At 52.1% G+C, this 18,904-nt stretch carries 16 protein-coding genes; 4 read left to right on the top strand and 12 right to left on the bottom strand.

Annotation, left to right across the window (positions count from 1 at the left end; all coding sequences use genetic code 11):
• Nucleotides 1-299: 299 nt before the first annotated feature.
• Nucleotides 300-563 (top strand): peroxide/acid stress response protein YhcN, encoded by a 264-nt coding sequence (yhcN, locus tag RGV86_RS15315; RefSeq protein WP_085460264.1) that lies wholly within the window; start codon nucleotides 300-302, stop codon nucleotides 561-563.
• Nucleotides 564-618: 55 nt separating this feature from the next.
• Here the strand turns inward: yhcN and RGV86_RS15310 are convergent, their stop codons facing one another.
• The 4 genes from RGV86_RS15310 to aaeX form a co-directional block, all read right to left on the bottom strand.
• Nucleotides 619-891 carry a barstar family protein gene (locus tag RGV86_RS15310; protein ID WP_001029011.1) on the bottom strand — a complete coding sequence of 91 codons (273 nt, stop codon included), beginning with the start codon at nucleotides 889-891 and terminating at the stop codon, nucleotides 619-621.
• 91 nt (nucleotides 892-982) lie between these two features.
• The gene (gene aaeB, locus RGV86_RS15305) at nucleotides 983-2,950 is read right to left on the bottom strand and encodes a p-hydroxybenzoic acid efflux pump subunit AaeB (protein WP_085460263.1); all 1,968 of its coding nucleotides are present in this window, start codon (nucleotides 2,948-2,950) and stop codon (nucleotides 983-985) included.
• 5 nt (nucleotides 2,951-2,955) lie between these two features.
• On the bottom strand, nucleotides 2,956-3,888 hold the full coding sequence (aaeA, locus tag RGV86_RS15300; protein ID WP_000854026.1) for a p-hydroxybenzoic acid efflux pump subunit AaeA: 933 nt from the start codon (nucleotides 3,886-3,888) through the stop codon (nucleotides 2,956-2,958).
• 7 nt (nucleotides 3,889-3,895) lie between these two features.
• The gene (gene aaeX, locus RGV86_RS15295; protein ID WP_000051841.1) at nucleotides 3,896-4,099 is read right to left on the bottom strand and encodes a p-hydroxybenzoic acid efflux pump operon protein AaeX; all 204 of its coding nucleotides are present in this window, start codon (nucleotides 4,097-4,099) and stop codon (nucleotides 3,896-3,898) included.
• Nucleotides 4,100-4,281: 182 nt separating this feature from the next.
• Here aaeX and aaeR point away from each other — a divergent pair, with 182 nt between their 5' ends.
• Complete coding sequence (gene aaeR / locus RGV86_RS15290) at nucleotides 4,282-5,211, top strand: HTH-type transcriptional activator AaeR (RefSeq protein ID WP_000440317.1); 930 nt, start codon at nucleotides 4,282-4,284, stop codon at nucleotides 5,209-5,211.
• A 73-nt stretch (nucleotides 5,212-5,284) separates the two neighbouring features.
• Here the strand turns inward: aaeR and tldD are convergent, their stop codons facing one another.
• From tldD to mreB, 7 genes are all read right to left on the bottom strand, one after another.
• Nucleotides 5,285-6,730 carry a metalloprotease TldD gene (gene tldD, locus RGV86_RS15285; protein ID WP_000055925.1) on the bottom strand — a complete coding sequence of 482 codons (1,446 nt, stop codon included), beginning with the start codon at nucleotides 6,728-6,730 and terminating at the stop codon, nucleotides 5,285-5,287.
• A 155-nt stretch (nucleotides 6,731-6,885) separates the two neighbouring features.
• Entirely contained in the window at nucleotides 6,886-10,686 is a 3,801-nt protein-coding gene (gene yhdP / locus RGV86_RS15280; protein WP_001253522.1) for an AsmA2 domain-containing protein YhdP, read from the bottom strand.
• A 67-nt stretch (nucleotides 10,687-10,753) separates the two neighbouring features.
• Nucleotides 10,754-12,223: a ribonuclease G gene (rng, locus tag RGV86_RS15275; RefSeq protein ID WP_000123197.1), complete on the bottom strand. Its 1,470-nt coding sequence runs from the start codon at nucleotides 12,221-12,223 to the stop codon at nucleotides 10,754-10,756.
• Complete coding sequence (gene yhdE, locus RGV86_RS15270; protein WP_000203083.1) at nucleotides 12,213-12,806, bottom strand: nucleoside triphosphate pyrophosphatase YhdE; 594 nt, start codon at nucleotides 12,804-12,806, stop codon at nucleotides 12,213-12,215. The genes rng and yhdE overlap by 11 nt, the downstream gene beginning before the upstream one ends.
• 8 nt (nucleotides 12,807-12,814) lie before the next feature.
• A complete protein-coding gene (gene mreD, locus RGV86_RS15265; RefSeq protein WP_000135265.1) occupies nucleotides 12,815-13,303 on the bottom strand; it encodes a rod shape-determining protein MreD in 489 nt (162 codons plus the stop codon).
• The gene (gene mreC, locus RGV86_RS15260; RefSeq protein ID WP_000802526.1) at nucleotides 13,303-14,406 is read right to left on the bottom strand and encodes a rod shape-determining protein MreC; all 1,104 of its coding nucleotides are present in this window, start codon (nucleotides 14,404-14,406) and stop codon (nucleotides 13,303-13,305) included. The genes mreD and mreC overlap by 1 nt, the downstream gene beginning before the upstream one ends.
• Before the next feature lie 65 nt (nucleotides 14,407-14,471).
• The gene (gene mreB / locus RGV86_RS15255) at nucleotides 14,472-15,515 is read right to left on the bottom strand and encodes a rod shape-determining protein MreB (protein WP_000913396.1); all 1,044 of its coding nucleotides are present in this window, start codon (nucleotides 15,513-15,515) and stop codon (nucleotides 14,472-14,474) included.
• Nucleotides 15,516-15,674: 159 nt separating this feature from the next.
• Here mreB and RGV86_RS15250 point away from each other — a divergent pair, with 159 nt between their 5' ends.
• Nucleotides 15,675-15,824 carry a hypothetical protein gene (locus tag RGV86_RS15250; protein WP_016159494.1) on the top strand — a complete coding sequence of 50 codons (150 nt, stop codon included), beginning with the start codon at nucleotides 15,675-15,677 and terminating at the stop codon, nucleotides 15,822-15,824.
• On the opposite strand, the gene csrD is transcribed toward RGV86_RS15250, so the two are convergent.
• Complete coding sequence (gene csrD / locus RGV86_RS15245) at nucleotides 15,821-17,761, bottom strand: RNase E specificity factor CsrD (RefSeq protein WP_001241425.1); 1,941 nt, start codon at nucleotides 17,759-17,761, stop codon at nucleotides 15,821-15,823. The genes RGV86_RS15250 and csrD overlap by 4 nt on opposite strands.
• Nucleotides 17,762-17,912: 151 nt before the next feature.
• Here csrD and acuI point away from each other — a divergent pair, with 151 nt between their 5' ends.
• Nucleotides 17,913-18,887 carry an acrylyl-CoA reductase (NADPH) gene (gene acuI, locus RGV86_RS15240; protein ID WP_085460262.1) on the top strand — a complete coding sequence of 325 codons (975 nt, stop codon included), beginning with the start codon at nucleotides 17,913-17,915 and terminating at the stop codon, nucleotides 18,885-18,887.
• Nucleotides 18,888-18,904: the final 17 nt, after the last annotated feature.

Genomic DNA, 18,904 nt, shown 5'->3' with positions numbered 1-18,904 from the left:
CCTGTCATCTATTAACGAATAGTGCGCTTTGCTGCGACAAAACATTCACATATCGAATACATAGGGTAATAATCGCACATTATGCAAAAAACTATATCATATTGAAATTAATGACATTTATAATGGTGCCCTATGTTTTTAATTCCACTTTGTTATAAAAATTAATATTTTTAACACTTTAAATCCAATAGAAACAGTTAGCGTGGTATTAATTAGCCAAATAATTAGTGTATACTTGATTTTGTGATATGGGTCACGAAACAAAGGCCCAGCTAAAAGATTATGTCGAGGTAAAAATCATGAAAATCAAAACCACTGTTGCTGTATTAAGCGTACTTTCTGTTCTCTCTTTCGGTGCCTTCGCTGCCGATTCCATTAATGCTTCACAAGCGCAAAACCGTGAAGCTATCGGTACAGTGTCCGTCAGCGGGGTGGCGTCTTCGCCGATGGATATGCGTGAAATGTTGAATAAAAAAGCGGAAGAAAAAGGCGCAACGGCCTACCAGATTACTGAAGCTCGTAGCGGTGACACCTGGCACGCTACGGCTGAACTGTACAAATAAACCCTCATCGTCTTGTCCGACGATATTGCCCCCGGTTCGGGGGCTTTTTTTTGCGCTAATGACGAACATTAAAACGCAAATGCCCTTCCAGCTCTTCCTCTGCCTCATCAAACAGCAATATTAACGCGCCAAAACGGCGACGCATTTTCTCTCCCAGATGAACGAATTCGATCTCCAGCGGTAGCGGCAGGACATCATTCATTAACACATCCCATAGAGAGTCGAGATCGCGTACCTTATCTTTCGCCAGGCCAAAGGTTTGGCTAAAGTCGCGATAAAAATCCTCCTGACTCTCAATCTCATCAAAATCAAATGTATAGATATTCATCTGTTGCCACCGTCACGTTTCGCGGCGAGTTCTGCCGTTCATCGCTAAGTATAGACATGAAAAAACCGACGCTTTTGGCGTCGGTTTTAACTTAACTATCGGTCAGCGCATGTTGATACTTATGGAGCATACCGGTAAGCCGATGCACCGGTTCCGTCACCTGCGGTGGCGCTTGCCAGATGCGTAGCTTTTCCTGGTAGATTTCCAGTTCTTCCAGCAACTGCCCAAAGTACCGACGACGTTTATCATCGCTACGGGCAGATATCACATGGTCTGCTGTGCGGCGCATTTGTCGGTGAAACGCCGATAAATCCTCGTTAACCGGGATCGGCGCATCACGCAGGCGCTGGTGCGCGATAATCATCGTCAGCGCCAGGCGAAATTTCGGCAAATCTCCGGGAAATTTATTCATCAGCAAAAACAACTGCTGATAAAGTGCCGGAAGATGGTTCTCTTTACGACGCGCGACATTGGTGGTCATCGCGGAAACAGCAGCAGAAACAAATTGATTAAGCAATACGCGTCCGGTTCTGTCGCGTGATTTATCCCGCACTAACAGAATAACAATAAACGCCAATACACAGCCAACGATTTGCCCTAATGCGCTGTCGAGAAACTGACTGAAATGGAACGTCATCGGGTTATCCAGCACGATAATATTGATGGTGCTGGCCAGCGCCCCCATTGAACCCAGTCGCCGTTTCTGTACTTCAATGCCAAGGAAGAATCCCAGCACGGCAAGGCTGATACACAGCAGCAACATACTCTGTTGGGTATTTGGGATAATCACCAAAAAGTAGAGCAGCCCTAACGGCAACGCCGCCAGCGTCCCGTAGATAAAGTCGATCGCCACCATGCGTGGATTCGGCAAACGCATCGCCAGTGACGTCACTACCGCAATCATCACCATTGCGCCACTGCCGGAAGTCCAACCCGTCCACAGCCAGAAAAGCGTGCCCAGAATGCAGGAAAGTGTGGTTCGCCAGAAGTTAACCATCGCATGATGACGTTCGGCTGACTCTACTTTTACTTCCGGCTCGCCTTGCAGGATCTCTTCTTCGGTGGCGTTGATTTTTGTATTACTGATAACACCGCGTTTGAGCAATTGATAACGTGTTACCGCCGCGACCCAGCTATAAATGGTGACAGGTGTTTCCCGTTCCCCGGTCCAGGTAATAACTCTTCGCAGGCGTTTGAGCTGCTTGTGGACGTCCTGCGCGGTTTCTACCGGCGTGTCAAAAAATTCGCGGAAAGTATCAGTGATCAATTCCGGGCGCGAATTCTGAATCAAATAGGTTTCGCAGGACTGGGTAATCAGCGTCAGCGATAGCGTATTAATCGCTTTTAAACGTCGATTAGCTCGCGCCCAACGGGAAGATTCCATATTCAGGTTGCTGCGCATACCTTGTAGCGCCGTGGTGCGTCGAACCAGGTCGCCCCAGGCCTTATCGACAACTTCACCATCGCCATGCTTGATACAGAGTTGCATTAATTGATATTGCGCGACCAACAAACTTTCCAGCTCCCGATCCACTTCTTGTTTGATCGATCGCGGAGAAAAGAGCAGATCCGCCATAATCGCACACACAATACCGATAACGATCTCACTACAACGTTCGACGGCAAACTGCGGCGTCAGCAACGGTTCCGGCTGAATGGTGATCACAATGATCAGCGCGGTATAACCAGCCAGTCCCCACGCATAGGAGTTCTCTATTCGTACCAGTGAAGAAATCCAGGTACAAAAACCGGCCCAGATACAGCACACCAGAATCATCAGCAAAGGGGCGCGGATCATCGCAATAATGATCACCAGCCCGGCAATACAGCCGATAAATGTGCCGATGATGCGTAAAAAGCCACGATAGCGAATAGCGCCAGAATACGGTTCGCCACCTGCTGCAAAGGCCGGGCCGGCGGCAACAATCGCCGCTGTCAGTACCGCCCAGCGTGGCGTTTCCAGCTGAAAGTGAAAGCCAACAAACAGCGCCAGCACAATGGCGGTCGCCAGTTTTACCGCAAAGCGAATATGTTGGTTAGCAATGGAGAAAATACCCATCGTGATTAACCAAACTCACGCAGGCGATGAGCCATTTTACGGAAGAACGAATCCTGGCTTTCGTCACGATCCTGTTTGCCAGTGACCACCACCGTCGCGGTGGTGCCCGCAGGCCAGATGTTCTCTTGCTGATTATCGAGACGAATACGTACCGGAACTCGTTGCGCCAGACGCACCCACTCCAGGTTAGAGTCGATAGTCGCCATTCCTTTATCATCGCGCGTACTGCTGGCGTTGGTGACCCCGGCAGCGACGCTATCAACCGTACCTTTCAGCACTTTGTTACTGCCAAGCGGCGTGATCTCTGCGCGATACCCAGGGCGCACCCCTTCCAGCTTGGTTTCTTCCATATAGGCCAGCACATAGAAGGAGTTCTGTTTCACCAGCGCAACCGCCGTTGAGCCACGGGTAATAAACTCACCGGTATAGACGTTGAGGTTGGTCACCCAGCCATCCGCCGGTGCGCGGATCACCGTGCGTTCAAGATCCAGTTTTGCCAGATCGCGGGTCGCCTGCGCTTTCGCTAACTGATGCAGAACCGTTTGTAGTACGTTGTTGGCCTGGTCTATCTCTTCGCGAGACATCGCCTGTATGCCGAGACGGTTACGACGTCCGGCCTCCTGGCGTTTTTCCTGTGCCAGCACCTGATAATAAGCAACATCGGCTTGCGCTTCTTCGAGCGCCTTTTGATAGCGTGGCTGGTCGATGGTGAACAGTACCTGTCCTTTTTTCACCAGCTGGTTATCATGAACATTTACCTGAGTAATGAGTCCGGATACGTCCGGCGCGATCGCAACGACGTCGGCGCTAAAGCGTGCGTCACGCGTCCACGGGGATTCGGTGTAATAGACCCAGGCATTAAAAATTGCGATGAAGGCCAGAATGACTAATACGACCGTGATGGCCGTACGGGAGAATTTTCTTATTAGTGTTTTCACTTCAACCTCAAACGAACAGTCGCGATATCAAATAAAACAAGCAGCAATAGAGCGCGGTGTTGAACAACGCCGGATGCCAGACAAAGTCGTAGATACCTGTTGGCACAAGTACCCGGCGCACCAGCCAGAAAATCGCCAGTGATAAAAGCAATTCGAAAAATATCGGTGGGAAGGACAGCCCAAACACCACGATAACGGGAAACAGACTCATGTTGACCTTGGTTGTATAGAGAGAGCAGGCGTTATTATTTTCAGCATCTGTCGCCGCAGAGAAGGGCATGGAAAGCCGGGCGAGAGCAACATTGCTGTAGATTGATATTTAATATATTAGCGTAACTGTTATGCTGTTATCTATATTATGTGATCTAAATCACTTTTAAGTCAGAGTGAATAATGGAACGACTAAAACGTATGTCGGTGTTTGCCAAAGTAGTTGAATTTGGCTCTTTTACCGCCGCCGCCAGACAGCTACAGATGAGCGTTTCGTCCATCAGTCAGACGGTGTCAAAACTGGAAGATGAGTTGCAGGTAAAGCTGTTAAACCGCAGCACACGCAGCATTGGCTTGACTGAAGCCGGTAGAATTTACTACCAGGGCTGCCGTCGGATGCTCCATGAAGTGCAGGATGTCCATGAGCAATTGTATGCCTTCAATAACACCCCCATCGGGACGCTGCGCATTGGCTGTTCTTCAACTATGGCACAAAATGTTCTCGCCGGGCTGACAGCAAAAATGCTGAAAGAGTACCCAGGCCTGAGCGTGAATCTGGTCACAGGTATACCTGCACCCGACCTGATCGCTGATGGTCTGGATGTGGTGATCCGCGTCGGCGCATTGCAGGATTCCAGCCTGTTTTCCCGCCGTCTGGGCGCGATGCCAATGGTGGTGTGCGCAGCTAAAAGCTATCTCACACAATACGGCATACCGGAAAAACCCGCCGATTTAAGTAGTCATTCATGGCTGGAATACAGCGTGCGCCCGGACAATGAATTTGAACTGATCGCGCCAGAAGGGATCTCAACACGACTGATCCCGCAAGGACGGTTTGTCACAAATGATCCGATGACGCTGGTGCGCTGGCTGACGGCAGGCGCCGGCATCGCCTACGTGCCGCTGATGTGGGTGATCAACGAGATCAATCGCGGGGAACTGGAGATCCTGCTGCCGCGTTACCAGTCAGATCCACGCCCGGTTTATGCGTTATATACCGAAAAAGATAAGCTGCCACTGAAGGTGCAGGTCGTGATCAACTCACTGACAGATTATTTTGTTGAGGTCGGTAAGCTGTTTCAGGAGATGCACGGGCGCGGGAAAGAAAAGTAATTTATGTGCGTAAGTCGGTAAGCGCCGCATCCGGCAACCAATGCCTGATGCGACGCTTACCGGCCAGGATAGATTACGCAGTACCGCCAACGGTCAGGTTATCGACTTTAAGCGTCGGCTGACCCACGCCAACCGGCAAACTCTGCCCTTCTTTGCCGCAGACACCCACGCCGTTATCCAGTTTCAGGTCGTTGCCCACCATCGAAATCTGCTGCATGGTTTCGATGCCGGAACCAATCAACGTTGCGCCTTTCACTGGCTTCGTTACTTTACCGTTTTCAATCAGATACGCTTCTGAGGTGGAGAAGACAAATTTGCCGGAGGTGATATCCACCTGGCCGCCACCGAAGTTCGGCGCATAGATGCCATACTCAACGGATTCAATAATTTCCTGCGGGGTCGATTTACCCGGCAGCATGTAGGTGTTGGTCATACGCGGCATGGGCAGGTGAGCGTACGATTCACGGCGACCATTGCCAGTCGGCTTCATACCCATTAAGCGCGCGTTGAGTTTATCCTGCATGTAACCTTTCAGGATGCCGTTCTCAATCAGCACATTGTACTGACCTGGCGTACCTTCATCATCAATCGCTACCGAACCACGGCGATCGACCATCGTGCCATCATCAACCACGGTACACAGTTCAGAAGCCACCAGCTCCCCGACCTGTCCACTAAAGACTGAAGTACCACGGCGGTTGAAGTCGCCTTCCAGGCCATGACCGACCGCTTCATGCAACAGCACGCCGGGCCAGCCAGCGCCGAGAACTACCGGCATGGTGCCCGCAGGTGCGGCAACAGCAGAAAGATTGACCAGCGCCATACGCACGGCTTCTTTTGCCCATGCATCCGCACGGACTTCGCCATCGAGATCGGCAAGGAAGAACTCATAACCAAAACGACCGCCGCCGCCACTGGCGCCGCGTTCGCGTTTGCCATCTTCTTCGACCAGAACGCTCACAGAAAGACGCACCAGAGGGCGCACATCCGCTGCCAGCGTGCCGTCGGTGGCCGCAACCAGAATTAATTCATAGACGCCACTGAGGCTGGCAGTCACTTCCTGTACGCGCTTGTCCGCTTCGCGAGCAACCTTATCGACACGACGCAGGATATCCAGCTTCTCTTCACGGCTCATGCTTTGCAGCGGGTCAACCGAGGTATACAGCGGGCTATGCTCTACCGCGCCCAGCGTCTGTACTTTGCCATCGCCGTTGTCACGCACAATGGTACGCGCCGCTTGCGCACTTTGTTCCAGCGCCAGCAGGCTGATTTGGTCAGCGTAAGCAAATCCGGTCTTTTCACCGCTGATTGCACGCACGCCAACGCCCTGATCGATGTTGTAAGAACCATCTTTAATAATGCGGTCTTCTAAAACCCAGGATTCGTGATAGCTCGACTGAAAATAGAGATCGCCATAATCAAGGCGACGTTCGGTCAGTTGACCGAGGATCGCGAACAAGTCCTGATGTTTCAGGCCATTCGCCGCTAGCAATTGTTCACTTACCAGGTTCAGACTCATCGTTTTTGCTACTCGTTAGTTACTGCGGTAGAGGATTTTTTACGGCTGCCGGATGCGGCGTGAACGCCTTATCCGACCTACGGTTATGTTCCGGCTCGTTGGCCTTTGGCAACGATTATCATAAGAGATTGGGGCAATTACGCGCCCTCGTCAAATCATTGCGCTTTTTCTTTACGCGGTTGGCGCAATACTTCGTTGATTTGCGGATCGTCCAGCGGACCAGAAATGTGATAGCGCAAAATGGAGACTTTGCTCCATAGCGGCCCCAGCACTTTACTGGCGGCAAACACCGCAGCGCCGACAATGGGGTTAACCGCAAAGGCCGCAGCCACCCCCACCGTCGCGGAAATTTCCGGCGCGACAACCGCTTCCATATTCAGATCGCGACGCACCAGATTCACCGACCCTTTCATGGCGATATCCGCTTCCAGGCCATCCACCAGCGTGTCATCGGTGTGCATAACGCCGTCTTTAATCCACGCGGTGCTGCGAATGGAGTCAAAATAGAACCCTTCGCCAAAGGTGTCTCTGAAATCAAAACGCAGCTTACGCATCAGGGCATCAACGCTCAATAAGCGCAGCAATTGCCCGGCATGTCCGGTGCTGATTTCGGTAATTTCGCCTTTGCCCAGTTGGGTATGAATGATGCCATTCAACGTCGCTTCATCCGGCTGCCACGGTGCTTTACGCCAGTGTAAATCGTAATCCACATTAAATGACGACTGGCGTATTGGCGTCGTGACACCAAAAAATTCTGCGGCGGCATCAATTTTCTGGCCGCGCAGTTTTCCTTTCAGCGAGGTGCGTTCATTCCCCGGATTGTTAACCCATTCACCATCGGCAGTGAGTCGCGAGAAACCAGTATCAATCAGTCCATTGGTCAGCGTTAACGTATCGCCGGAAATGGTGATATCGCTGTCGATGCGACCGAATTTTTGCCCCCAGAACCAGCACTCTGCGCAACGTATTTGTGCGTCCGGCCAGCCACGGAAGCTGATGCGCTCCGTGGTCGGGAAAGGTGATGAATTCGTTGATTCACCACCGGTTTTCGTCACGTTCGGGTTGTAATAGAGATATTTAATATTCGCCAGCCACGGCGCGTTATTACGCATCGCCAGCGTAGCGTTGATTTCACGCCCTTGCGCCTCAACCTGCGTACCGTTTGCCATCGGCTGCGAGACGATGCTCAGGTTATTCCACTGCTGATTCCCCAATGACAACGCCGGTGTACGCAACGTAATGTGCTGAGGGAAACTCGCCGCGCTGCCAACCTTTTCCGTCGCGCCTTTCTGGAATAGCGCCAGCCACTCGGCGCCGTCCATTGGCGGCATATTTAACTCAACACCACTCTGTTCCGGTAACGGTGGAAGCGTTTTGCTGTCTGCCGCCCAGATGGCGCGATCGAGCGTCAGCTTTTGACCGAGCAACCAGCGGCTGTTGAAATGGTTATCCGCACCAGCCTGTCCGGTTAATTCAAAGCTATTGAGGCTGCCATCGACCTTAATGTTAACCGGCAGCGATTCGCCAGCGGGTTTGGCTAACGGCGAAGGTAAGTGACTACTCACATTCTTCAGATCGCCGTTCAGCTCTACGTTATAGGTCGCGCCAGCATGATAAGGCAGCTCAATGCCCACTTTACCATCCCAGGCCACGCTGCCGCTTAACGCTTCGTTCACCGCTTCAGGCAGAACGCCGGTTTTCGCCGGTTGCCAGTTGCCGTTGAGATTCACCGCAACCTGGTAGGCTTTCGCCCCTTCTTTGGTGGAAAAATCCACGTTCAGTGGCTGGTTAAACCAGCTTGCGGTCAGTGGTTCACTTTGCAGATCACCATTGATAAAGCTGAATTTACCGCTCAAATTTTTCAGGGTGCTGTCGAGGGGTTTGATAAACAGGCTGTTGTTGCGCAGCGCCACTTCACCTTTCGCTGTAACCAGTTCGCCATTCAGCGGGATATCGAGATGTAAGCGAGCATTCACATCGCCGTCGAGCTGGAGTTCTTGCAGGGTCGCCCCCAGCGAATCCTTCAGCGGCGTCTCATCAAAGTAAGGACCAACGGCTTTACCCGAACCTTTAATGTCAGCGTCAATAAGCAACATTTCTTTCGAGTAGTCAGGGATCACCGCAGTGAGGTTACTGGCGCGCACACCGCCCAGATTAACGCCATCGGTTTTCATCCATAAACCGTCGTTAATAAAGTCCAGTTCAATATCAAGGTTAGTTAATGCAGGCCAGTCCGGCTGGAAGGCAAACTTCGCGTTACGCAGCGGCACCAGCACTTCAAACTGACCTTCGTTGTGTTTGTAAGGGAAAAGATGTGGATTGCCGCCATAAACCAGCGTCGCGTTATCCGCTTTACCGCCCTGAATTGCGCCACTTAGATAATCGACTAACTCTTTCCCCATCAGGTTTTCCGGGAAATAGCGCCAGGCTTGTGAACCATCATCGGTACTGATGCCAGCCAGAATCCCCAGCCAGGGTTCATCGTTAGCAGGTTGCAGGTAACGAAAACCGCCGTGCGCATGGACGGCTTTGGCTTTAACGTCGATGTTACGCCCATCCAGCTGGAAACCTTTATCATTATTCAACCAGCTTATGGTTGCCTTACCGTCGGCAATTTCCAGCGGTGCGCGAAATACCGTTTCATAAGGCATTTTCGCCTGCTTCATGGAAGCCGTCAGCAAACCATTTTCTACGCTTCCTGAAAGCGTCCCGGAGAAATGTTCCGCACCCGGCAGTAATTTCCATTGTTTCCAGGCCAAATTGCTCCACGACGCCTGAAAGCGGGTTTTCTCTGCCGCCTGAAGCGGGATATCCAGCGCCAGCGTGTTGATCTTGCCGCTCGGCTGGGTTGAACGCCAGATATCACCCAGCGCAGGTGAAAGTTTCGCTGCTAATGGGCGTATGCCTTCCAGCCCCGCCAGCTCCAGATTGCTGGCGCGAATCCGTAGTTCGTCACTACGTTTATTGTTTTTGCCGCCAACGTCCTGTTCTGGTATCCAGGCCAGCGTCAAAGCTCCACTCGGCCAGGGTTTGCCGTCCATGGTGATCCGCGTATCAGGAATGGAAAACTGCCAGCCCGAATGTTCGCGCGTTATGTGCGCAGTCAGATTATCCACCGACAGCGAATGCGTTTTTTTCTCGCCCAACCAGCTTGCACCGCCCTGTTTCAGCCAGACGTCGCCTCCGATCACATCGCCTTTGTCGATGGTCATCCAGCCTTCAAGGGAGAACTGTGCCGTTTCCAGCGCAATATTGTCCTGCATCCATTTACCGAGCCACGGCTTCAGGTCAATGTCATCAGCCTGAAGCCAGACGCGACCATTGCTTAACAGTCCCTCATCATCACGCAGATCCATGCGCACCTGCATCACGCCGTGTTGTCCGGTCAGACTGGAGAGACTTACCTGACCTTCCGCACGGTGTCTACGTGGATCGTTAAGCCAGGTGAGTTGCGGGATCGCCAGTTCAGCGCGCTGACCGGATGGTGTCAGGAAGCTGATTTCGCTATCGCGGAGATCGAAGTGATCGAACTGACGAAGAAACAGATCGCTGATATGGCTGGCTTCCAGGCTATCATTGCTACCACCACTGGTGATGGGTGTATTGGTGCGAAAGCGCAGTTGCCAGAAAGTGAGGTCACGAAACTGCCAGCGCATATGCAGCAGGCTCTGCCAGACATCCAGCGCCAGGGTGACGCGTTTAACTGAAAATTCACCGCCATCTTTCAACTCAGCGCGGATGTCGTGCGCTTCGAGTGTTGGGCCAAAATTTTGCCAACTGGCGGAGAGCTGACTGGCTGCCACCGGCATACCCGTCGCGGATTCAATTTTGTTAAGGATTTCCGGGCGCCAGGCGTCGAGGTGCGGTAAAGCAATACGCAGGCCGCTGACCAGCAGCGCAGCGATCACTACGAGCGCGGCTCCAGTAAGCAGTAAAATCCCCGGCAATCGCCTCACCCGTCACTCCTTGTCTGCTAAAAATGTGACTCAAAAACCCTTTGCCGGATGGCGGCCCAGCATCTGTTTACATCATTACGACGTCAAACTGCTCCTGGTTGTAGAGCGGTTCAATTTGTACTTTAACCTGTTTGCCAACGAAAATTTCCACTTCCGCCAGCGAGTGCGATTCTTCGCCTTTCAAGGCTTCAGCTACTGCCGGGGAAGCATAGACCAGGAAACGGTCAGAGTCGTAAGCATGGTGCACGCGAACGATCTCACGCATGATTTCATAGCATACGGTTTCCACGGTTTTCACCGTTCCGCGACCGTGACAGGTTGGGCATTCATTACACAGTACGTGCTCAATGCTTTCGCGGGTGCGTTTACGCGTCATCTCCACCAGCCCCAGCGCCGAAAAACCATTAACGCTGGTTTTCACCCGGTCTTTGCTCAACGCCTGTTCCAGCGAATGCAGTACGCGGCGACGGTGATCTTCATTATTCATGTCGATGAAATCAATAATGATAATCCCGCCCAGATTACGCAACCGTAACTGGCGAGCGATAGCCTGCGTCGCTTCAATATTGGTATTGAAGATGGTGTCGTCCAGATTGCGATGACCAACAAACGCCCCGGTATTGATGTCCACGGTGGTCATTGCTTCGGTCTGGTCGATAATCAGATAGCCGCCGGATTTCAGTTCTACTTTGCGTTCCAGCGCCCGCTGGATTTCGTTTTCGACATCAAAGAGATCGAAAATTGGCTGGCGTCCGGTGTAATGTTCCAGCTTACTGGTCATCTCGGGAATGTATTCCGAAGTGAACTCAAGCAACGCTTCGTAAGTCAGGCGCGAGTCAACGCGAATACGATCCAGCTCAGCGTCGGCGAAATCACGCAGAACACGCTGCGCCAGCGCCAGTTCGCCGTACAGTTGATAACGGGTCTGTGGACGCTTTTTACGTTCCATCACTTTGGTCCAGACGCGTTTCAGGTAGGCAGCATCGGAGGCCAGCTCCGCTTCGCCAACCCCTTCCGCCGCAGTACGGATGATAAATCCGCCCTGCTCGTCGCAATACTCTGCGACCACTTTTTTCAGGCGTTCACGTTCAGATTCACTTTCAATGCGTTGGGAAACCCCAACGTGAGAAGCCCCTGGCATAAACACCAGATAGCGAGACGGCAGCGTGATATCGGTGGTCAGACGCGCACCTTTGGTGCCAAGCGGATCTTTCACCACCTGCACCATCAGATCTTGTCCCTGACGCACCAGCTCCGAAATATCGCGCACCGTGAACTGCTTTTGTTCTTCACCCGCCACACATTCGGTGTGTGGCATGATGTCGGATGCATGAAGAAACGCGGCTTTATCCAGCCCAATATCTACAAAAGCCGCCTGCATACCCGGAAGTACACGACTTACACGACCCTTGTAGATATTGCCTACTATTCCGCGTCGCGCCTCACGTTCAATATGAATTTCCTGCAGAATACCGCCATCAATATACGCCACTCGTGTTTCCGAAGGCGTTACGTTTACCAACAATTCAGCCGTCATGTTTATCCCTTTTGTCACGCAGTGCGTTAAAATTACTTAATAATTCATACGTTTCAACCAGCGGTAAGCCGACTACGGCGTGATAGCTGCCATTTATCTTCCTGACAAAACAACCACCCAGCCCCTGAATACCGTATGCACCTGCTTTATCTAACGGTTCACCGCTGGCAACATAGCCCGCGATGTCTTCGTCTGTTAACGTTCTGAACGTCACATCGGTGACCACCAGACAATCGAGAATGTACTGGCTGTCTGCCAGCGCCACCGCCGTCATTACCTGATGAGTCTGTCCCGATAATTTGCGCAACATCTGCGCCGCATGTTCTGCATCGCGCGGTTTCTCTAACACTTCCCCATTCAGGACAACAATGGTATCCGCTCCCAGTACTGGGAGATCCTGCGCAGTATGAGCAACACCTGCTTGTGCTTTCTCACGCGCCAGACGCATAACATACTGCTGCGCGCTCTCCTGCGGATGGCGCTGTTCCTCAATGCCCGTAACAATACGTTCAAAGGTCACGCCAAGTTGCGCAAGTAACTCCTGACGACGCGGAGAACCGGAAGCTAAATACAGAGAAGTCATAGAAACCTTTATTGCACTGCAAACTGCTGACGGATTTTGCGCATCAGCAAGAAAATCCACGGCCAGAGCACACCATTGACTACACTACTCCAGAACACTTCGGGTCTGAAAGAGACGTTGATCACTAAAAACTCTGCCCAGAAAACAATAATATCCACTACCAGCGAAAGCAACATGACGACCAGCGCCTGCTGCCATAATGCCAGGTTGCGGAAAAGCTGGAATTTCAGTGCTACCAGATAAGCAATGATACTCATCGACAACGCCCGGACACCGAGCGTAGAGCCACTGATCAGATCCAGTATGGCACCCATCACAAAACCTGTGCCCACATTTACGCGATGGGGCAAGGCCAGGATCCAATACAGCAAGATGAGCAATACCCAGTTTGGCCGGAAAACGATGAGATTATCCGGCCAGGGCATAATTTGTAGTAACAAGGCGATGAGGAAAGAGAGCCAGATAACCCAGCGCCCCTGGCTACGATATCTCGCCACTATTGCCCTCCTGGCGCACGTGCAGGCGGTTGAGCACCACTTTGCGGCGGCGTAGCCCTTTGTGGAGAGCGGTTAGCAGCGGGCTGTGTCGGCGCAGCAGGCGCAGTAGCTGCATTTCCTGTCGTCGGTTGCTGCGGAGTCGGCTGAGCGATCCCCGTTGCCGGTTCAGGTAACTTTGGCCCCATCGCGTCTGGCGAAGGCAATACCTGCGGCATCATCTGCATCAGACGTTCATTAGCAACGCGATGCACCTCTTCCGGCGTCATCGGGTTAGCGCCGTTACGATCTGCGCCCCACAGCAGCAGCAGATAACGCAAACGTTGCAGTCCCGCAGTCGGACGCGCCTGGATCACGGTATAAGCGCGCTGGGTATCGAGTTTCACAGAAGAGACGACCGCCACCGGATAACCTTCCGGGAAGCGTCCACCAAGACCAGATGTCACCAATACATCACCAACACGAATATCAGTATTCGCTGGCAGGTGCTCAAGTTGTAAATCATCAGTACAACCGTTACCCGCAGCAATTACGCGGATATCATTACGGAGAACCTGAATTGGCAGTGCATGGGTCGCGTCGCAAATCAGCAACACGCGGCTGGTCAGTTTGGCGACCGCCACCACCTGGCCAACAACACCTTTGTCGCTGATGACCGGCTGGCCTTCATAAACTCCGTTAACGCTGCCTTTGTCGATAACGACTTGATCGCTATACGGATCGTTAACCGTAGAGATAACCTGGGTCACCATCTTTTGCTCATCCTGGCGCAACGGAGAACCCAGCAGCTCGCGCAGGCGCGCGTTCTCCTGTTTGTATTGTCCAAGCATCAGCAGTTCGCTGTTTTTCAACAGCAATTCCTGACGTAACGCCCGGTTTTCAAGTTCTAGTTGATCACGCGAGGCCAGCGTCTGTGATACGCCATCCAGCAATTCTCGAGGAGCATTGGAAACAAAGTAGAAAGGACTGACGGCGGTATCCATATAGGTACGGATTTGACTAAACATCCCCAGGCGACTGTCGGCAATAATAACGCCGAGCGCCACCAGCACCGCCAGAATAAGGCGAATCTGTAGCGACGGGCCACGGCTAAAAATTGGCTTCATAAGTTATGCGTATTCTCGTATCAGACCAGGCAGGGTAAACAGATGTTCCCCCTGCCTGCATCCGATTACTCTTCGCTGAACAGGTCGCCGCCGTGCATGTCGATCATTTCCAGTGCTTTGCCGCCACCGCGTGCCACACAGGTCAGCGGGTCTTCAGCAACAACAACTGGAATGCCGGTTTCTTCCATTAACAAACGGTCAAGGTTACGCAGCAGCGCACCACCGCCAGTGAGCACCATTCCGCGCTCGGAAATGTCGGAAGCGAGTTCCGGCGGGCACTGCTCCAGCGCAACCATCACCGCGCTAACGATGCCGGTCAGCGGTTCTTGCAGCGCTTCGAGGATTTCGTTGGAATTCAATGTAAAGCCGCGTGGCACGCCTTCTGCCAGGTTACGGCCACGAACTTCGATTTCACGGACTTCATCGCCCGGATAAGCAGAACCGATTTCGTGTTTGATACGTTCTGCAGTCGCTTCACCGATCAGAGAACCGTAGTTACGACGAACGTAGTTGATGATCGCTTCGTCGAAGCGGTCACCGCCAATACGTACAGAAGAGGAGTAAACTACACCGTTCAGAGAGATAACGGCAACTTCAGTAGTACCACCACCGATATCAACCACCATGGAGCCGGTTGCTTCAGATACCGGCAAGCCGGCACCGATTGCTGCTGCCATCGGCTCTTCAATCAGGAATACTTCGCGGGCGCCTGCGCCCTGCGCGGATTCACGAATAGCACGACGCTCAACCTGGGTAGCGCCAACCGGCACACAAACCAGAACTCGCGGGCTTGGACGCATAAAGCTGTTGCTGTGCACTTGTTTGATAAAGTGCTGGAGCATCTTTTCAGTCACGAAGAAATCAGCGATAACGCCATCTTTCATTGGGCGAATGGCAGCAATATTGCCCGGCGTACGGCCCAGCATCTGCTTCGCGTCATGACCTACTGCAGCTACGCTTTTCGGTGAACCGGCACGATCCTGACGAATAGCCACCACAGAAGGCTCATTCAATACGATGCCTTGTCCTTTTACATAAATGAGGGTATTCGCAGTACCCAGGTCAATGGACAAGTCATTGGAAAACATGCCACGAAATTTTTTCAACATACTAAGGGATAATCCTGAAAGCTGGGGCGGAAAAGAAAATCCGCTTACTTTACCAACCACACGCAGCAGCGACAAGGCGCAAAAATCATCTGCTACGGTGAAAATTAGTGCAGTTTGTTTCCTTTGTTACAAATCTCTACCTGAGTCCAGAGAGGCTAAATGCATCAGCATGCATTCCTCGCCTGTTTGCAACTGCGTAAGGTCATTAATCTGCATATGTGCTGCAACAATCTGGCGAACAGACAAGCACGCTCCCGTGAAACGCAGCGCGCGTTATTCTACGTGAAAACGGATCAAACGGCAGGTTAAACCGAGTATCTTTGTGAATATTTTTTCACGTTAGTATCAAGTGGCTGTGAGGACGCAAAAAAATCTCCCTGCCCACCCAAAACCCCACGCTGAATCAGGGTCTGCCACTCGCTTCGCGAACGTACACCAGTAGCGTAAACCTGGGTGTTGGTCCCGGAACACGCTTCTACCATGCTTTGAACCAACAATTGATTCTCTGTTCGCTTCTCAATGTTTCTTACCAGCCCCGGATGGAGCTTGAGTAATTCAACATTAAGTTCTTTGATCCAACGGGTACTTACCAGCGTCAAACCAGCCTGGTTGACGGCGACCCGAGCCCCTAAAGCATTCATCAAACGAATGACTGGTTGCAAGCGACCGATATGTTGACCAACATCAGCCTCTGCAAGTTCAATAATTATGCGTTTTCGCTGTGATTTTTCACACTGCATCAGCGTATCACGTAGCCAACGCTGGAAACGCGGTCGAATCAACGACTCAACGGTGACCTGAATCGCCAGATTTTCTTGTGGCCAATAGCGTAACAGCGGGATGAGGCGACTGACTTGCAGACGGTCATACTCTTCCGATAAGCCAAACTGCAACACCATCGGCATATATTCCGCCGAACTGACCTCTTCGTTACCATCAAAGATACGACACATCAGTTCGCGATGATGAACCAGCCCTTCACGAGTAACCGCCGGTTTTTGATAAAGACGCGGGCCTCCGCGACTCAGCATTTGCTCGATGAGCGTCCGCCAGCGAACGTTACCGCGTCCTTTTTCAGGTAACGAGTCATCGTAAATAGCCCAGCTATTGCCGCCCTGTAATCCCGCATTGCGCGTGGCGGATTCCGCATGTTCCATCACCTGTTCGGTATCCTGCCCGCTACGCCAGGCACAGATGCCGATGTGAATCATATCATCACGATCGAGCATTTTATTCGTCGGTAAGGTATCGACCGCCTTGATCAATTGCCCGGCAATGCTCTCCGCCTCTTTTAATGTCCGATGTGGCAACAGCACGGCGAAATCGCTACGGTGATAACGCGCCAATAGCGCCCCGGGATAACGCATCATAAATGTCGATAACAGATTTGTCAGGGTGAAGAGTTGTTCTTCAACCTGGCTGTGCCCCCAAGTGTCGCTCAACATATTGAAATCCGGCAGGCGGATCATCATCACGATCCCGTGAGTCCCCACTTTCTCCTGATCTTCCAGTAACGTTGCTAACTGATTATCGAAAAAAAGTCGGTTATTGAGGCCGGTTTTGATGTCCTGAGCAGCATAGGAGCGGATCAGTGTATCAAGACGACTGTGCTGTTCGCGTGCGTTCTGAATTTCACAAAGCAGCGTATCCAGCGCACTGCTGGTTCTGGGCGGCCATTCATAGATGGTTCCCAACACATTCGAGCCACGCTCGCCATTTAAAATACGTGTAGCGCGGGTTTCCAGCAATTCTTGCCCGGCAAGTTGTCGTTGTAACCAGCGTACTGCCAGGAAGAGCATAATAATGATAAATCCAATCGCACCGGTGAGCGGTGCGGTGGTCATCAACGAGTGGAAATAGTTGCCCATCGGGTCCTGATAAACCAAACGCAGCGACATCCCCGGATGTTTAATCAACGGCACAGTCAGTTCGCGAAACAGATCGCTGGTTCCCACCGGACGGTAACTACCATTGCGGGACTGGGTATAAACCTGTTTTTTATCGTGCAAAAGATCCACGCGAACGATATCCGCAGACATCATCAGTTCGCTGATTTGTGGCCTCAACGTGCTGAAGTCATTCGACACAAGGTGGGTATCGATCGCCGTCGCCACTGCCTGAACACGATGACTAAACTTATACTGAATGGCGTTATAGAAACTAAGCGAGCAGCCCAGCAGGGTCACAAAAATTGTTAACCCGGTGAGCAGCGTGACAAAGGCCGAAAATTTCGTCGTTAATCTCATCCTTGTGTTAACTCCGATAGTGAGGACGCGGGCATACTAGCAAATCAGATTTATCTCGCAATTTATTGCGCTTCATCGGCTTTGCTTTTCCATTAGCGAGTATAGTCTTCAGAAATTATTTTCCAATCCATCATGCACATGAGGATCTCTTATGCAGGCGTTACTTTTAGAACAGCAGGACGGTAAAACCCTCGCATCTGTACAGACTCTGGACGCAAGTCGCCTGCCGGAAGGCGATGTGACGGTCGATGTCCACTGGTCGAGTCTGAATTATAAAGATGCGCTGGCGATTACCGGTAAAGGAAAAATCATCCGTAATTTTCCGATGATTCCTGGTATTGACTTCGCCGGAACTGTACGCGCCAGTGAAGATCCTCGTTTTCATGCCGGTCAGGAAGTGTTACTGACGGGTTGGGGCGTCGGTGAAAACCACTGGGGCGGGCTGGCACAACAGGCGCGCGTAAAAGGTGACTGGCTGGTTGCGATGCCGCAGGGTCTGGACGCGCGTAAAGCGATGGTTATCGGTACTGCCGGGTTTACCGCCATGCTGTGCGTACTGGCACTGGAAGATGCCGGTATTCGTCCGCAGGATGGCGAGATTGTGGTGACGGGCGCCAGCGGCGGCGTCGGCAGTACGGCTGTGGCGCTGCTGCATAAGTTGGGTTATCAGGTCGTTGCTGTATCTGGTCGCGAAAATACCCATGAATATCTGAAAAGTTTAGGAGCCAGCCGTATTCTGCCCCGCGATGAGTTTGCTGAGTCCCGTCCCCTGGAAAAGCAACTCTGGGCAGGCGCAATTGACACTGTTGGTGACAAAGTACTGGCGAAAGTGCTGGCACAAATGAACTACGGCGGCTGCGTGGCGGCTTGTGGTCTGGCGGGTGGCTTTGCTCTGCCAACCACGGTAATGCCGTTTATTCTGCGCAACGTCCGTCTGCAAGGAGTGGATTCAGTCATGACGCCACCAGCTCGTCGGGCGCAGGCCTGGCAGCGTCTGGTCGCCGATCTACCGGAATCATTCTATTCACAAGCAGCAAAAGAAATCTCACTGACAGAGGCACCGAAGTTTGCCGAAGCCATTATTAATAACCAGGTGCAGGGGCGCACTCTGGTAAAAATAAGTTAAGATTTCGTACAAAATAA

The sequence above is a fragment of the Escherichia ruysiae genome, from assembly GCF_031323975.1.
GTDB classification, from domain to species: Bacteria; Pseudomonadota; Gammaproteobacteria; order Enterobacterales; family Enterobacteriaceae; genus Escherichia; species Escherichia ruysiae.
This window is presented reverse-complemented; position numbering and strand designations above follow the sequence as displayed.

Excerpts from the sequence above, each read along its gene's own strand:
- yhcN (WP_085460264.1), top strand. The coding sequence starts at position 300 with ATGAAAATCAAAACCACTGTTGCTGTATTAAGCGTACTTTCTGTTCTC.
- RGV86_RS15310 (WP_001029011.1), bottom strand. The coding sequence starts at position 891 with ATGAATATCTATACATTTGATTTTGATGAGATTGAGAGTCAGGAGGAT.
- aaeB (WP_085460263.1), bottom strand. The coding sequence starts at position 2,950 with ATGGGTATTTTCTCCATTGCTAACCAACATATTCGCTTTGCGGTAAAA.
- aaeX (WP_000051841.1), bottom strand. The coding sequence starts at position 4,099 with ATGAGTCTGTTTCCCGTTATCGTGGTGTTTGGGCTGTCCTTCCCACCG.
- aaeR (WP_000440317.1), top strand. The coding sequence starts at position 4,282 with ATGGAACGACTAAAACGTATGTCGGTGTTTGCCAAAGTAGTTGAATTT.
- tldD (WP_000055925.1), bottom strand. The coding sequence starts at position 6,730 with ATGAGTCTGAACCTGGTAAGTGAACAATTGCTAGCGGCGAATGGCCTG.
- rng (WP_000123197.1), bottom strand. The coding sequence starts at position 12,223 with ATGACGGCTGAATTGTTGGTAAACGTAACGCCTTCGGAAACACGAGTG.
- yhdE (WP_000203083.1), bottom strand. The coding sequence starts at position 12,806 with ATGACTTCTCTGTATTTAGCTTCCGGTTCTCCGCGTCGTCAGGAGTTA.
- mreC (WP_000802526.1), bottom strand. The coding sequence starts at position 14,406 with ATGAAGCCAATTTTTAGCCGTGGCCCGTCGCTACAGATTCGCCTTATT.
- mreB (WP_000913396.1), bottom strand. The coding sequence starts at position 15,515 with ATGTTGAAAAAATTTCGTGGCATGTTTTCCAATGACTTGTCCATTGAC.
- RGV86_RS15250 (WP_016159494.1), top strand. The coding sequence starts at position 15,675 with ATGCATCAGCATGCATTCCTCGCCTGTTTGCAACTGCGTAAGGTCATT.
- csrD (WP_001241425.1), bottom strand. The coding sequence starts at position 17,761 with ATGAGATTAACGACGAAATTTTCGGCCTTTGTCACGCTGCTCACCGGG.
- acuI (WP_085460262.1), top strand. The coding sequence starts at position 17,913 with ATGCAGGCGTTACTTTTAGAACAGCAGGACGGTAAAACCCTCGCATCT.